The following is a 12818-nucleotide window of genomic DNA, read 5'->3' as shown; positions in this document are numbered from 1 at the left end:
GAAGGCGGGGCCCGCGGACCTGACCGTCCGCGGGCCCCGCCCCCGTCGCCGCGCTACTCCGGGGCCACCGGCACCCACCACACCAGGGTGGTGCCGCCGCCCGCCGGACTGCTCAACTCCAGTTCCCCGCCCAGTCCGCGCGCCCGCTCGGCCATGTTGCGCAGCCCGCTGCGGCGGCCCTCCGCCGGGATGCCCACCCCGTTGTCCGTGACGGTCAGCCGGACCTCACGCGCGTCCGCCGCGAGCACCACGTCGGCCCGCTCGGCGCGGGCGTGCCTGGCCACGTTGGTCAGGGCCTCGGACAGCACGGCCACCACATGGTCGGCGATCTCCCGCGGCACCTCGGTGTCCAGCAGACCCTCCATCCGGACGCTCGGCGGAAAGCCCAGCACCTGCGCCTTCTCCCCGGCCACCCGCACCACACGGGCCCGCAGCCCGGCTCCGCCGGAGCCCTCGCGCGAGCGCAGACCGAAGATCGTCGACCTGATGATCTTGATGGTCTCGTCCAGGTCGTCCACCGCCCGCACCACCCGCTCCGAGGCCTCGGGATGCTCGATGAAACGGCCCGCGCTCTCCAGGGTCATCCCGGTCGCGAACAGCCGCTGGATCGCCAGGTCGTGCAGATCGCGCGCGATCCGGTCGCGGTCCTCCAGCACCGCGATCTGCTCCGCGTCCCGTCGGCGTTCCGCGAGCTCCATGGCGATCGCGGCCTGCGCCGCGAAACCCAGCAGCGGCTCGATCTCCTTGCCGGCGAACACCGTCTGCCCCTCCTCACGGACGAGCAGCACGACACCCCGCACCCCGCCCTCGCCCGTGCCGACCGGCACGGCGACCGCGGGACCGAGCCCGGTGAAACGCGGCGGCACCGCGATCTGCTCGTCACCGGAGATGTCCGGGGTGGTGACCGGCGCGACCGTCGTGAAGGCCTCGCCGATCAGGCTGCTCTCCTTGGGCAGCACCAGTCCGCGCAGCGTCTCCGCCTGCGGGCCCATCGCCAGCTCCACGCCCAGCGAGTCGGTCTCCTCCATCGGCATCGCCACCACGGCCAGCGCCGCACCCGTGATCTCCCGCGCCCGCTCCGCGATCACCCCGAGCACCTCGCCGCGCTCGGCGCCGGACATCAGACTGTGCGTGATCTCCGCGTTCGCGCGCAGCCAGCGCTCCCGGAGCCGGGACTCCTCGTACAGCCGGGCGTTGTCGATCGCCACGCCCGCCGCGACGGCCAGCGTGGACGTCACCGAGACGTCCTCCTCGTCGAACTGCGCCCCGCCCCGCTTCTCGGTCAGGTACAGATTGCCGAAGACCTGGTCGCGCACCCGGATGGGGACGCCGAGGAAGGTGTTCATCGGCGGATGGTTCGGCGGGAAGCCGTACGACGCCGGGTGCTCGGAGATCTTCGCCAGCCGCAACGGCTCGGGCCGGCGGATGAGTTCGCCGAGGATGCCGTGCCCCTCCGGGTAGTGGCCGATCTCGGCGATCTGGCTCTCGCTGATCCCGACGGTGTGGAAGTCGGAGAGGCGCCTGCCGTCGGGCCCGATCACGCCGAGCGCCGCGTACTCCGCGTCGACCAGCACGGCGGCGGCCTCCACGATGCTGCGCAGCGCCTGCTGGAGATCCAGCTCGCGGCCGACCGAAAGCACCGCTTCCAGCAGACTGTGCACCCGGTCCCGTGTGCCGCGAGCGGCGTCCAGACGGGCCTGGAGCTCCTCCAGGAGCTCGTCCAGCCTCAGCTGCGGCAGCCCTGCTCGGGCCTGCTGCTCATGGCTTGCCACCTGCGTCTCCTCCGGTTCCTGGGCGGTCTGGCGCGGGCCGCTCCGATCGGGTCTCACGCTACCGGTCGGTCATGCTCGACGGCACGGGCCGTGGCGGTCCGCCGGCGGCCCGCTCCCGCCACCGGTTCGGCACCGGGGCCGTTCGGCCCCCGTGGCGGGGACGGACAGCACCTGCCGGCGCGGGCGTCGCACACGCGAGGCTGACGGGGTGCCCGGCCGCGGTGCGCGGCCGGCGAGAAGGACGAGCGGCTCGGGCCGCCCCGCCCATCGACGAGCGAGCCCCACGGTTACGGATGTGAGCCATGCTTCACCACGACAGCCCGCCCGCCGAAACGGCAGCCACCGGCTCTCGCCGTACCGTCGAACTCGACGCCGACGAGGCACTGCGGCTCCTTGGCGGTGTGTCCCTGGGCAGGATCGTCTTCACCCGGCGCGCGCTGCCGACGGTGCGCCCGGTCAACCACGCCCTGGACGGCGGGGACATCGTCATCCGCTCGCACGAGGGCGCCGCCCTCACCTCGCACACCCGGCAGGCCGACGGGTCGGGCGTCGTCGTCGCCTACCAGACGGACGCCATCGACCCGCGCACCCACCTCGGCTGGAGCGTGGTGGTGACCGGGTTCGCCCGCCCGGTGACCGACCCCGACGACCTGGCGCACGTCCGCGCGCTGGTACGGCCGTGGGTGGGACGGCCCATGGACCAGGCGATCCGCATCCGGCCCGACCTGATCACGGGCATCCGGCTCGTGGGCGACGGGGACCTCGTTCACGGGGACTTCGTGAGGAGCGGCGGCCCGGACGCGTCCTGACCCTGGGCGAAGAGGCGTCCTGACCCCGGCCCCGGACGCGTCCCGGCCGGGCCGCCCGCGTGACTCACGCCGTGATGCGGCGCCCGGTGATCGTCCGCGGCTCGATCCGTATCCACAGCTCCCGGTCGCCCCCGGCCCACGGCCTGCTGTGCGCGCTGTCCGTCAGCCGTCGCACCTCGTCGGGTTCGGTGACCGTACGGGCGGGGCCTCGCACGAGCACGCTCCAGCCCTGCCCGAAGGCGTCGTCGATCCGGTCGACCTCGAAGCCCACCTGCTGGCCCGCGGCCGACGAGGGCGTCGTACCGGAGGCGGTGCGGTAGACGACCGTGTCGTCGACGACGCTGTAGTTGACCGGTACCACCACCGGCCCCTCCGGGGCCGGCACCGCGACGCGCCCCACCCCGTGCGAGCCGAGCAACGACCTGCACTCCTCCTGGTCCAGTTCGGTGAACTCGGCCGTCCTGGAGGCCTGTTCCGGGCCCGGAGGCAGGTCGGCCTGGCCGCCGGTGAGGTCGGAGACCGTGGTGTCCAGGGCCGCCGCCAGGGTGAGCAGGGTGCCCCGGCCGGGCGCGGCGCCGGGATGCTCCTCCAGATGCGTCAGATAGCTGACGGCCACCCCGGCCCGGTCGGCGGCCTCCGGCCGGGACAGGCCGAGCTCCGCGCGCCGCGTCGCCAGCCGGCGTCCCAGGTCGCCCGAAGGCTTTTCGTCGGACGTGGTTCCGGTCATGACGGTCACCTCCGTCCGGCGGTGTCGGCTGCCCCGGACCGCGGCCCGTGGAGCACGACCTTGAGCGCGCCGGTCTCGGCGGCCCGGGCGAAGACGTCGTACGCCTCCGTCATGCGGTCCAGCGGGAAGGTGTGGGTGATCAGCTGCGAGGTGGGCAGTCGGCCGGCGGTGGCCATGCGCAGCAGGGTGGGCGTCGAGTAGGTGTCGACCAGACCGGTGGTGAGGGTGATGTTCTTGATCCACAGGTCTTCCAGGTGCAGGGTCGCGGGGGCGCCGTGCACGCCGACGTTGGCGACGTGCCCGCCGGGCCGGACCATGCGGGTGCACATCTCGAAGCTCTCCGGCACACCGACCGCCTCGATCACCACATCGGCGCCGAGCCCGTCGGTGAGGTCCGCGACCAGTCCCTCGGGGTTCTCGCGCGCGTCCGCCACGGCGTCGGCGCCCAGCCGCCGGGCGGCCTCCAGCCGGGCCGGCGCCAGGTCGACGGCGATGATCCGCTCCGGGGAGAACAGCTTGGCCGTGCTGATCGCGGCCAGCCCGATGGGCCCCGCGCCGACGACCACGACGGTGTCGCCGGGGCGGACCCGCCCGTTCAGCACGCCCACCTCGTAGGAGGTCGGGAAGATGTCGGCGAGCAGGACGGCGTCCGCGCTCGCCAGGGAGCCCGGGAGCGGATGCACGGACAGGTCCGCGTAGGGGACCCGGACGTACTCGGCCTGGGTGCCGTCCACGAGATGCCCGAGGATCCAGCCCCCGCCGCCGCGGCACTGGCCGTACATGCTCTTGCGGCAGTACGGGCAGCGGCCGCACGCGCTGATGCAGGAGACCAGGACCCGGTCGCCGGGCCGTACGGTCCGCACGTCCTGGCCGGTCTCGACGACCTCGCCGACCGCCTCGTGGCCCAGCACGGTGCCGGGGCGTACCTCGGGCACGTCACCCTTGAGGATGTGCAGGTCCGTCCCGCAGACGGTGACGGCGTCGACCCGCACGATCGCGTCGGTGGGGTTCTTCACGGCCGGGTCCGGGACCTCTTCCCAGGCGGACTGTCCGGTGCCGTGGAACACATGGCCCTTCATGACGTTCCTCACCTCGCTCGAAGTGGCGCGGAGTCCGGGGACCTCGGCGGCCGGTACGAGTGCCTCCGCCACCCGGTGCCGCAATCGCCCCGCCCCTCCAGCCTGACCCCGCGGCGCGGCGGGCGCATGGGCCGGTCGGGCCCTTCACGGGTCGGACGGCGCGCGGCCACCGGGAGGGAACGGGACGGACCTGCGCGAACGCGCCGGAAGGGACCGTTCGGCCCTACCGCGGAACCCGACGACGGGGCTTTCATCTGCACATGCCCGAGAGCGAGACGAGGCCCGCAGCGGCCCCGACCGTGCGCCATGTCGAGGGAACGGCCATCCTGACGCTGCACGGCGAGATCGACGTCCTGACGGCGGTCCCGGTGGCCAGGTGCCTGGACGACCTCACCGCGGTGTCGTGCCCCGACCTCGTGGTCGATCTGCGCCCCGTGTCCTTCATCGACTGCTCCGGGCTGTCCGTACTGTGCCGGGCCCGCAACCGCGTCCGGGCCCGCGGCGGGCGGCTCCGCCTGGTCAGCGGCGACGGCTGCTTGCTGCGCATGCTGAACGCGACGGGTCTCGGTGACGTCTTCGAGCTCCACCCGCGACTGCCCACCGGCGCCGGGGCGTGAGGCCCGAGGGCGGCGCCGGGAGGAGCGTGCCCGCGTCCGGTGGCCCGGCACACACCGCCGGGACACCGGCCGTTCAGTCGTGCGGGACGACGGCGACGGGGGCGACGGCGTGGTGCAGCACCGCGTGCGCGACGGACCCGATGCGGGCACCGACCGGGCCGCGGCGGGCACGTCGGCCCACGACGACCAGGGACGCCTCGCGCGATGCGTCGACCAGGTGCACGGCGACGGGGCCCTGGTGCGTCTCCCGTACGACCTCCACGTCCGGGAACTTCTCGCGCCAGGGACGCAGCACCTCGCTCACGGCCACGCCCTCCTGCCGCGCGAGGGCCGGGTGGAGTCCGGGGGCCACCGACAGGCCGTACGCGTGGTACGGCGACGGGTACCAGCCGTGCACGACCCGCAGCGCGGTGCTACGGCGGGAGGCGGCGGCGAACGCGAACTCGATCAGCCGCGCGTCCGGGTTCCCGGTGTCCAGGCCGAGCACCACCGGCCGGAACGGCCCGGCGGCCGACGGGATGCCCGCCGGGTCCATGGTGTGCTCGTCGGCGGCCTGCTGCTCCGCCCGGACGAGGACCACGGGCCGTTCGGCGCGGGCCACGACGGCGAGCCCGACCGAGCCGAGCAGGAACCCGCCGACCTCGCCGAGCCTCCGGGAGCCGAGGACCAGCAGCTCGGCGTCCTCGGCCAGCTTCGCCAGCACCTCGTCCGGCCTCCCGGACAGCTGCTCCATGGTCACGTCGAGGCCCGGGTGGCGCAGCCGGAGGCCCTCGGCCGTCTCGCGGGGGACACGTTCGGACCACTGCCGCTGCGTCTCGGTGCCGAGCAGCGGCACCGAGGCCAGCGGCTCCGGCACCCGCTCCGTGACATGCACCAGTCTCAGCGGCAGCCCGAGCAGCCGTGCCTCGCGCGCCGCCCACTCGGCCGCCGCGCGGCTCTCGCGCAAGCCGTCGAGACCGACGATGACGCTGGGTGCCATGATCTCCACCTCCTGGACCGGACCTTCCTCCACGAGCCTGCCTCCGGCACCACCGCCGCCGGCAGGGGCCCACCGGGCCCGACGAGGGGACGACCAGCCCAGCCGGCCCCAGGGTCCGCCGTCACCGCGCCGCCCGCCCCGCGGCTCCGGCCCGGCAGGAGGGACCCGTTCGGCCCGCCCCCACGGACCGGACGGCCCATGGCCCGCCGACGGCGGCGGCAGGACGCTGGCCGCAAGGTTCCGTCGAGTCGGGAGGCACGCCGTGATCACCACCACCCCCACCCCCAGCATGCTGCGCGCCCTGCCCGCCGAGTACCGGGAGAGGCTCCTGAGCACCGCCCGCACGGTGTCCTTCCCCGAGGGGACGCGCCTGTTCGAGGAGGGCGGCCACGCCGACCGGTTCTGGATCGTGCGGACGGGCACCGTCGAACTCGACATGCGGGTACCCGGCCGGCGCGCCGCGGTCATCGAGACCCTCCGCCACAACGACCTCATCGGCTGGTCCTGGCTGTTCACCCCGCACGTCTGGCACCTCGGCGCGGAGGCGACCACGCCCGTGCGGGCCTACGAGTTCGACGCCACGGCCATCCGCGCGATGTGCCACGACGACCCCGGCCTGGACCACGCCGTCACCCAGTGGGTCGGCGACGTCCTCGCCCACCGGCTGCGCTCCGCGCGGACCCGGCTGCTCGACCTCTACGGCCCCTGCGGCTCCGGCATCCACGTCTGAGCCGCGGCACCCCGGGTGCGGTGACGACGGCGGTCCCTGGGACGGTGACGACGGCGCTCCCCAGGACCGCCGGCTCCCCGGCCGCGTTCGCGACGGCGAACCCGTGGACCGCCGACGCCCCCAGCGCACACGCGACAACGACTCCCCGAACCGGCGGTTTCCGGGACCCAGTGGGGCCGGTCGGCCCTGGTGCCGCCCGGTCCGGCGCGCGATGCTCGACAGGAGAGCAGTCCGCACGCACGCGACGAGCCACCGGTAACAAGGGGTTGTCATGGCCGACACAGGCACCTTCACGGAGCAGAACCCGATCCGCGTGTTCCTCCTGGACGACCACGAGGTCGTACGACGCGGCCTGACCGACCTGCTCGACGCCGAGCCCGACATCTCGGTCGTCGGCGACGCGGACACCGCCGAGCACGCCCTCGTGCGGGGCCCGGCCCTGCGCCCCGACGTCGCCGTGCTGGACGTACGGCTCCCGGACGGCGACGGCATCACCGTCTGCCGCGAGCTGCGCAGCCGGATGCCGGAGCTGTCCTGTCTGATGCTGACCTCGTTCGACGACGAGGAGGCGCTGCTCGACGCGATCATGGCCGGCGCCTCGGGGTACGTCCTGAAGCAGATCCGGGGCTCCGACCTGGTCTCCGCCGTGCGCACGGTCGCCTCGGGGCAGTCCATGCTCGACCCCGCGACGACGGCCCGCCTGATGCGGTCGCTGCGCACCGACCCCGTCGAGACACCCGCGGTCGCGCCCGAACTGGCGACCCTGTCCCCGCGGGAGCGGGACATCCTCGCCCTGATCGGCGACGGGCTGACCAATCGCGAGATCGGCAAGAGGCTCTACCTGTCGGAGAAGACGGTCAAGAACCACATCTCCCGGCTGCTGGCCAAACTCGGCGTCCAGCGCCGGGTCCAGGCCGCCGTCCTGGCCTCCCACCTGGACCACCCGGACACCGGCGACCGGCCGGGAGGCCGGTGACGCGGGTGCCCTGACCGTCTGTGCCGCCGCGGAGCCGGACGCGCAGGGCGGGGCGGGGGAGCGGTGCGCCGCGGGGCTCGGACGTCCCGGCTGCGGTCAGCGCGGTGTGATCCGCGCGATGACCGGCAGGTGGTCGCTGCCGGTGCGGGGGAGGGTGCCGATGTGACCGACGGTCGCGGGACGGGCCATCACCTGATCGATCCGGGTGACGGGCGCGGCGGCGGGGAAGCTGAAGGCGAAGCCGCGCCGGGCCGTGCCGAGCCGGGAGGTCAGCGGGGCCAGCCCCCGGTCGTCGACCGTGCCGTTGAGGTCGCCGAGGAGCAGCACCGACCGCTGCGGCTCGGCCGCGATCACCCGGCCCAGCAGCTCGGCGCCGGCGTCGCGCCGCGACGACGTCAGCCCGTGCGAGCCCAGCCGGACCGAGGGCAGATGGGCGACGTAGGTGGCGATCGGGCCGGACGGCGTGTGGACCACCGTCCGCAGCCCCCGGTTCCACGACTCGGCGATCCCCGGCGGCCGGATGTCGACCGCGCGGGTGCCGCTCAGCGGATGCCGCGACCAGAGGCCGACGGTGCCGCGGACCGCGTGGTACGGGTAGTCGGGGGCGAACGTCGACGCGTAGACCGGCAGCGACCGCGGCACCAGTTCCTGCAGCGCGACGAGATCCGGCCCCGCCTCCGCCAGGACGCGGGCCGTGCCGGCGGGGTCTGCGTTGTCGTCGGCGACGTTGTGCTGCACGACGACCAGGTCGTCCCGGCCGGGCCCCGGATCGGGCAGCAGCAGATGCCCGAACTGGTGCGTCCACACTCCGGCGGGCAGCAATACGGCGACGAGCGCGGCGGGCGAACGCAGCGTCAGCGCGAGCACGAACAGGACAACGGCGACCGCGCCGAGCCACGGCAGGAACGCCTCCAGCAGACTCCCCGCACGCACCGCCGCGTCGGGCACCGCCCGGTGGAAGGCCAGCAGGCCGGCGGTGAGCGACGCGACCGCGACGAGCAGCCTTTCCCGCCCGCCGAGCCGCTGACCGGGCAGCGTCCGGGCCGAACCCGCTCCGGCCGCCCGAGGTCGCTGCGCGCGGTACCTCGTCCACGGCGGCGCCGACGCCCTCACCCCGGCCCTCCGCTTCCGTCGACTCCTCAGCCCCGATGGCCAGGACGATCCGCCGGAGGAGTTGGTTCCGTGACGTGTGGTGGCTGACGACGGGTTCTGGCTAGGAGCCGCCGAGCGACACGATCGTGGCGGTGTCCTGCCCGCCGGGCGTCGGGTAGGTGACGGTGTCTCCGGCACGGTGGCCGAGCAGCGCGGCGCCGAGCGGGCTGTCCGCCGTCACCAGCGACTCGTCCATCGCGACGGCCACCTCGCCGATCTCGACCGTCTGCTCCGAACCGTCCGAGAACCGCACGGTGACGGTGCTGCCGACCCCCACCCCGTCCGTGGGCGCGGGGCCCGCCGCGGTCCCCTGGCGGAGCCGCAGCGTGACCTCCTCGACCCGGGCGTCCAGCCGGTGGAGCTGATCGGCCCGCTGCAACTCGTCGGCCTGGTCCGCGAGATCGCCGATCTCGTCGGAGCCGCTGCCCCGGAGGGTCTCGGCGACCGTGCGCCGCTCGGCCTCCAGATCGGCGAGCTCCTTCTCCAGCGCGCGCCGGGCCTCGGCGCCGATCGGCTGGGGTCCTTCGGTCATGTCCGCTCCTTCGGGGCGTTCCGTGATCAGGGGACGACGACGAGCTTGCCGCGGGTGCGCCCGGTCCGGCTGGCGTCGAAGGCCTCGCCGACCGCCTCCAGCGGGAACGTGCCGGCGATCTCCACGGTCAGCGCGCCGCGATCGGCCACCGAGGCCAGCTCGGCGAGCCTGGCACCGTCCGGCCGCACCCAGATCCACTGTCCGCCGTGCTCCGTGACGGTCGGGTCCGCGATCGAGGCGTGACGGCCGCCCGGGGCCAGTACGGCGAGGGTCACGTCGAGCTGTCCGCCCACGAAGTCCGCCACCACGCTCACGCCGTCGGGCGCCGCCGCGCGCACGCGCTCGACCACGCCGTCGCCGTAGGCGACCGGCTCCGCGCCGAGGCCGCGCACGAAGTCGTGGTTGCGTTCGGACGCCGTCCCGATCACCCGGGCGCCGCGGTCGACCGCGAGCTGCACGCCCAGACTTCCCACGCCGCCCGAGGCGCCGTGCACCAGCAGGGTGTCGCCCGGGCCCACGTCCATCCGGTCCAGGGTGCGCAGCGCGGTGAGCCCCACCAGCGGGAGCCCCGCGGCCTGGGGCCAGTCCAGAGCGGCCGGCTTGCGGGCGACGGCCGAGGCGTCGACCGCCACGTACTCCGCGAAGGTTCCCGCGTGCACGACGTCCTTGCGGGCGTACGCCATCACCTCGTCGCCGACGGCGAACTCGGGCACGTCCGGTCCGAGTCCGGTCACCACCCCGGCCACGTCCCAGCCAGGGATGACGGGGAACACCGCGTCCATCATCCCGTCGAGGCCGCCCGCCATCAGCTTCCAGTCCACCGGATTCACCCCGGCCGCCCGCACCCGCACCAGCACCTGCCCGGGTGCCACCTTCGGCTCAGAGACCTCGCCGAACCGCAGCCGCGCGTTGTCCGCGGCATAGGCGTCGTACGTGACCGCACGCATGTATGAACCTCCTCGAAAGGTGCAACCGAGTACATCACGGGGGGTGGGGGCGCGCAGGCCCAGACCGCCCCCGGGGCGACCTGCGGGGCTGAGGCGCCCGCTCCGGCCCGGGGCCCCGCGCCGACACGTCGGGCCCCGCGGTGTCACGTCGGCGGGGGAGCGGGCTGATGCCGACCTGGGACCCACAGCGAATTGCCGTTTTGGCGCCACGTCGGGCCCAGGGTGGTCCGTCGGCCTCACGCACCCCGTCAGGCCGAAATTGCCTGTCGCCGGTCCCGTGCCGGTGCGCCGGGGCCATGGGGCCCTGGCGACGACCCGAGCCGAACGGCCAGGACGCCCCGCGGCGCCCCGCCCGGCCCCTGGACCGCAGGCCGAGGCCCCGCCTCCGTCGTCGAGGTCCGCCGAAGCCCCGGGCGACCTCCCGCGTGCAGCCACCGGTGGAGAGGCGTAACGCCCGGAGATATCGTGTTCGTGCCGATCTGATCGCCTGTGGGCGACTCCGTTGACACCGTGAGAGGTTGCCATGTCCTCGAAGCGACGCCGCAAGAAGAAGTCCCGCCGCAAGCACGCAGCGAACCACGGGCGCCGCCCCCAGTGCTGACCGCGGCACGTCCGTGCTGAGCCGGCTCCGGCCGCCGCCGATCCCCTGATCGGCGGCGGCCGGCCGTTGTGGCCCCGCCAGGGGGTGAACCCCGGGGCACCGGGAGCGCGGCGGAGGCCACGGCCGCCGACGACACCGCTGCCGCCGCGCTCGGCGCCAAGGGCTGGGCCTTTGCGCGTACCCCTGCGCCCCGGGCCTGTGAGAGGGGCTCGGGGCGCAGGGGTGTCACCGGGACGTCAGGAGGCGGAACTCGTTGCCGTCCGGGTCGGCCAGCGCCACGCCGTCGTCGTCCCGGCCGGAGTCGAGGCGGGTCGCCCCCAGCGACAGCAGTCCGTCCACGACGGCCGTGTGCTCGGCACCGTCCGCCGGTACGAGGTCGAAGCGCAGCCGGTCCCGGCCGCCGCGCGGCATCAGGGGCGGCCCGCCCCAGGTGATCTTCGTGCCGCCGTCCGGCGCCTGGATCGCGGTCTCCTCGTCCTGGTCCCACACCAGCGGCCAGCCCAGCGCCCGGCTCCAGAAGTAGCCGACCGCCTGGGAGCCGTCGCAGGCCAGTGCCCCGATGATCCCGGTGTCGGCGAGGAACTTGTTGCCCGCCTCGATCACACAGAACTCGTTGCCCTCGGGGTCGGCCAGCACGACGTGGCCCTCCTCCGGGCGCTGGCCCACGTCGATGTGGCGCCCGCCCAGTTCCAGGGCTCTGGCCACCGTCCGCAGCTGGTCCTCCGGCGAGGTGCTGGTGAGGTCGAAGTGCATCAGGTTCTGAACGGTCTTGGGCTCCTGGGAAGGTGCGAACCGGAGGCGGAAGCCGCCGTCCTCGCCGGGCAGGAGCGTGACGCCGTCGCGCGGGTCCTCGACCAGCTCCCGCCCCAGTACCCCGGACCAGAACCGTGCCACCCGCAGGGGGTCGTTCGCGTCGAAGCAGAGTGCGAACAGGTCAGTCGTCATGTCCCACATTCCTCATGGCCGCCGGCCGCCGCGGCCGGTGCGCGTCCGGCCCGTCGGTCGTGCTGCCGGCAGGGCGCCTCGTCGATTCGTCGCCGGGCAGCCTAGGGGCGCGGCCGTGCCCGTCGCACCCGAGTATCCGGCGCGTGGCCCTGCAGCTCGCCCGCCCGCGTTCAGAGCTCGACCCCGCCGTCGGCGCCGCGGCGGCCGTCCCTGCGGTTGAGGGGGCCGCCGGTCGCGTAGGACAGTGAAGTCTATGAACCGGCACCGACGCCCTCGCCGACGGGCTCCGTGGATCGCGGGGGCCGTGGCCGTGATCGCACTGACAGGGGCCGGGACGTGGGCACTGATGGCCCAGGAGAGCGACTCGCCGAGTCCCAGGCCGTCGGAGTCCACCGATCTGTCCCTGCCGACCGTGTCCCCGCTGCCCACCTGGACCTCGTCGCCCCCGGAGGCGTCCCCCACCGAAAGTCCGGCGCCGACGCGTACACCGCCGCCGACGCGGACCTCCGGTCCGGCGGAGCCGACCGGGACCGGTGAGCCGCCCGCGCCCCGGCCGACGGCGACCGACACCTCGCCCGCCGTCCGCACACCGGCGCCGACCCACCCGCGCGCCGTCACCCCCGAACCCCCCGCGCCCACGCGGACGGCCACCCCGCGGCCGACGCCGTCCACGGCGACCCCCACCCCGACGCCGTCCCCCACCGTCTCGCCGACCGGCGGCACGGGAACCTCGACGACCTGGTTCACCTCTCCCGAGGCCGTCGCGGCGGCCCAGCGGATGGCGGCGGCCGGCACGGTCGGCGACCCGGCGTGCTCGATGGCCGCCGTGGGACGGCCCGACCCGGGCCTGGTTCCCCAGGTCAGCCGCATCGGCATCGGCAACTCGGGCGCCTACTGGTGCCTGATCTGGTAGGCCCGGCCCGGAAACCCGCCGGAACGCGGGCGGCGCCTC

13 protein-coding genes are annotated in these 12818 nt (G+C 74.7%); 5 read left to right on the top strand and 8 right to left on the bottom strand.

Annotated elements, in window-relative coordinates; genetic code table 11:
• Positions 1-53: 53 nt before the first annotated feature.
• Positions 54-1772 (bottom strand): GAF domain-containing protein, encoded by a 1719-nt coding sequence (locus tag ACFYR0_RS24100; protein WP_389331636.1) that lies wholly within the window; start codon positions 1770-1772, stop codon positions 54-56.
• A 302-nt stretch (positions 1773-2074) separates the two neighbouring features.
• On the opposite strand from ACFYR0_RS24100, the gene ACFYR0_RS24095 reads away from it, so the two are divergent.
• The gene (locus ACFYR0_RS24095) at positions 2075-2581 is read left to right on the top strand and encodes a pyridoxamine 5'-phosphate oxidase family protein (protein WP_389331633.1); all 507 of its coding nucleotides are present in this window, start codon (positions 2075-2077) and stop codon (positions 2579-2581) included.
• 64 nt (positions 2582-2645) lie between these two features.
• On the opposite strand, the gene ACFYR0_RS24090 is transcribed toward ACFYR0_RS24095, so the two are convergent.
• Both ACFYR0_RS24090 and ACFYR0_RS24085 read right to left on the bottom strand, forming a co-directional pair.
• Entirely contained in the window at positions 2646-3308 is a 663-nt protein-coding gene (locus ACFYR0_RS24090) for a helix-turn-helix domain-containing protein (RefSeq protein ID WP_389331630.1), read from the bottom strand.
• A gap of 5 nt (positions 3309-3313) precedes the next feature.
• Positions 3314-4387, bottom strand: coding sequence for a zinc-dependent alcohol dehydrogenase family protein (locus ACFYR0_RS24085; protein ID WP_389331627.1), 1074 nt, complete (start codon positions 4385-4387; stop codon positions 3314-3316).
• Positions 4388-4647: 260 nt separating this feature from the next.
• On the opposite strand from ACFYR0_RS24085, the gene ACFYR0_RS24080 reads away from it, so the two are divergent.
• A complete protein-coding gene (locus ACFYR0_RS24080) occupies positions 4648-5004 on the top strand; it encodes an STAS domain-containing protein (protein WP_389331625.1) in 357 nt (118 codons plus the stop codon).
• Positions 5005-5077: 73 nt separating this feature from the next.
• On the opposite strand, the gene ACFYR0_RS24075 is transcribed toward ACFYR0_RS24080, so the two are convergent.
• A complete protein-coding gene (locus ACFYR0_RS24075) occupies positions 5078-5983 on the bottom strand; it encodes a universal stress protein (protein WP_389331622.1) in 906 nt (301 codons plus the stop codon).
• Between the two features lie 265 nt (positions 5984-6248).
• On the opposite strand from ACFYR0_RS24075, the gene ACFYR0_RS24070 reads away from it, so the two are divergent.
• Positions 6249-6713 (top strand): cyclic nucleotide-binding domain-containing protein, encoded by a 465-nt coding sequence (locus ACFYR0_RS24070; protein ID WP_389331842.1) that lies wholly within the window; start codon positions 6249-6251, stop codon positions 6711-6713.
• Positions 6714-6984: 271 nt separating this feature from the next.
• The gene (locus tag ACFYR0_RS24065; protein WP_389331619.1) at positions 6985-7689 is read left to right on the top strand and encodes a response regulator; all 705 of its coding nucleotides are present in this window, start codon (positions 6985-6987) and stop codon (positions 7687-7689) included.
• Between the two features lie 96 nt (positions 7690-7785).
• Here the strand turns inward: ACFYR0_RS24065 and ACFYR0_RS24060 are convergent, their stop codons facing one another.
• The 4 genes from ACFYR0_RS24060 to ACFYR0_RS24045 all read right to left on the bottom strand — a co-directional run bounded on the left by ACFYR0_RS24060 (position 7786) and on the right by ACFYR0_RS24045 (position 11866).
• Complete coding sequence (locus ACFYR0_RS24060) at positions 7786-8724, bottom strand: endonuclease/exonuclease/phosphatase family protein (RefSeq protein WP_389331839.1); 939 nt, start codon at positions 8722-8724, stop codon at positions 7786-7788.
• A 178-nt stretch (positions 8725-8902) separates the two neighbouring features.
• Positions 8903-9373 (bottom strand): GreA/GreB family elongation factor, encoded by a 471-nt coding sequence (locus ACFYR0_RS24055; protein WP_389331616.1) that lies wholly within the window; start codon positions 9371-9373, stop codon positions 8903-8905.
• Positions 9374-9399: 26 nt separating this feature from the next.
• Entirely contained in the window at positions 9400-10320 is a 921-nt protein-coding gene (locus ACFYR0_RS24050) for an NADP-dependent oxidoreductase (RefSeq protein WP_389331613.1), read from the bottom strand.
• Between the two features lie 826 nt (positions 10321-11146).
• Complete coding sequence (locus tag ACFYR0_RS24045; protein ID WP_389331610.1) at positions 11147-11866, bottom strand: VOC family protein; 720 nt, start codon at positions 11864-11866, stop codon at positions 11147-11149.
• Positions 11867-12170: 304 nt separating this feature from the next.
• On the opposite strand from ACFYR0_RS24045, the gene ACFYR0_RS24040 reads away from it, so the two are divergent.
• Positions 12171-12779 (top strand): hypothetical protein, encoded by a 609-nt coding sequence (locus ACFYR0_RS24040; RefSeq protein ID WP_389331607.1) that lies wholly within the window; start codon positions 12171-12173, stop codon positions 12777-12779.
• The last annotated feature ends 39 nt before the right edge of the window (positions 12780-12818 follow it).

The sequence above is a fragment of the Streptomyces sp. NPDC005017 genome (genome assembly GCF_042873115.1).
Lineage (GTDB): Bacteria > Actinomycetota > Actinomycetes > Streptomycetales > Streptomycetaceae > Streptomyces.
The sequence above is the reverse complement of the archived record's forward strand: the minus strand, read 5'-3'. Positions and strand labels throughout refer to the sequence as shown.

Coding starts and splice junctions, on each gene's coding strand:
- ACFYR0_RS24080 (WP_389331625.1), top strand. CDS start 4,648: ATGCCCGAGAGCGAGACGAGGCCCGCAGCGGCCCCGACCGTGCGCCAT.
- ACFYR0_RS24075 (WP_389331622.1), bottom strand. CDS start 5,983: ATGGCACCCAGCGTCATCGTCGGTCTCGACGGCTTGCGCGAGAGCCGC.
- ACFYR0_RS24095 (WP_389331633.1), top strand. CDS start 2,075: ATGCTTCACCACGACAGCCCGCCCGCCGAAACGGCAGCCACCGGCTCT.
- ACFYR0_RS24045 (WP_389331610.1), bottom strand. CDS start 11,866: ATGACGACTGACCTGTTCGCACTCTGCTTCGACGCGAACGACCCCCTG.
- ACFYR0_RS24055 (WP_389331616.1), bottom strand. CDS start 9,373: ATGACCGAAGGACCCCAGCCGATCGGCGCCGAGGCCCGGCGCGCGCTG.
- ACFYR0_RS24090 (WP_389331630.1), bottom strand. CDS start 3,308: ATGACCGGAACCACGTCCGACGAAAAGCCTTCGGGCGACCTGGGACGC.
- ACFYR0_RS24085 (WP_389331627.1), bottom strand. CDS start 4,387: ATGAAGGGCCATGTGTTCCACGGCACCGGACAGTCCGCCTGGGAAGAG.
- ACFYR0_RS24050 (WP_389331613.1), bottom strand. CDS start 10,320: ATGCGTGCGGTCACGTACGACGCCTATGCCGCGGACAACGCGCGGCTG.
- ACFYR0_RS24065 (WP_389331619.1), top strand. CDS start 6,985: ATGGCCGACACAGGCACCTTCACGGAGCAGAACCCGATCCGCGTGTTC.